Origin of the sequence: Fastidiosibacter lacustris (assembly GCF_003428155.1) — a bacterium.
GTDB lineage: Bacteria > Pseudomonadota > Gammaproteobacteria > Francisellales > Francisellaceae > Caedibacter > Caedibacter lacustris.
On the sequence record NZ_QLIR01000060.1, the window covers coordinates 1 to 670 of the forward strand.

General features: G+C 38.4%; 1 protein-coding gene. It reads left to right on the top strand.

Going from position 1 to position 670, the window contains the following annotated elements; translation table 11 throughout:
* Positions 1 to 87 precede the first annotated feature (87 nt).
* Positions 88 to 670, top strand: a 583-nt coding sequence (locus DNJ77_RS09870) for a DUF4347 domain-containing protein (protein ID WP_116964874.1), incomplete at its 3' end; no start/stop codon positions are given.

Sequence of the window (670 nt, forward strand, 5' to 3'; positions counted from 1 at the left end):
TAAATTATAGATTGTCTTAATTCTTAAATTTAGTGATGGACTATCCTTAATGCAGACTTAAAAAGAAAAGAAAAAGGATAACCTATCATGATTAAGCAATTATATAAAGTCGTACAGAGCCAATTACATACGCTTGTTTCAGCAAATAAAACCAATAAAAATAAAAAAGATAATAGGATGTTCTATCAACCTCAGCCTTCATTGTTGCAAGAGTTAGAGCCTCGCATTATGTTTGATGGTGCAGCAATTGCCACAGTCGATATCATGGATGGAGTAAACGCCGATGAACAAAACTACGTGTTAGCGGCGCTTGCCGAAAATGAACATGCCAATCAGACAGAAAGTCTGTTGCAGGCAATAATGGCAAATAGTGAAGCCTTTACCACCGATTACAGTCGATTTAAGGAAGTGATCATCATTGATAGCCAAGTCAAAGACCCACATGTATTGATTGGCAATATCACTCGTGATGCCGCAGTAGAAGTGATTCTGCCAGGCGAAGATGGTGTGGACGAAATTGCAAAAATACTTCAAAAATACAGCAATCTTTCAGCGGTACATATTGTCTCTCATGGTGATGTCGGCAAGCTGTATTTAGGTAATGAAGCGCTTTCTTTAGACAATATTGGCGATTATGCGGCAAGTTTGGCACAGTGGGGAAAAGCATTAA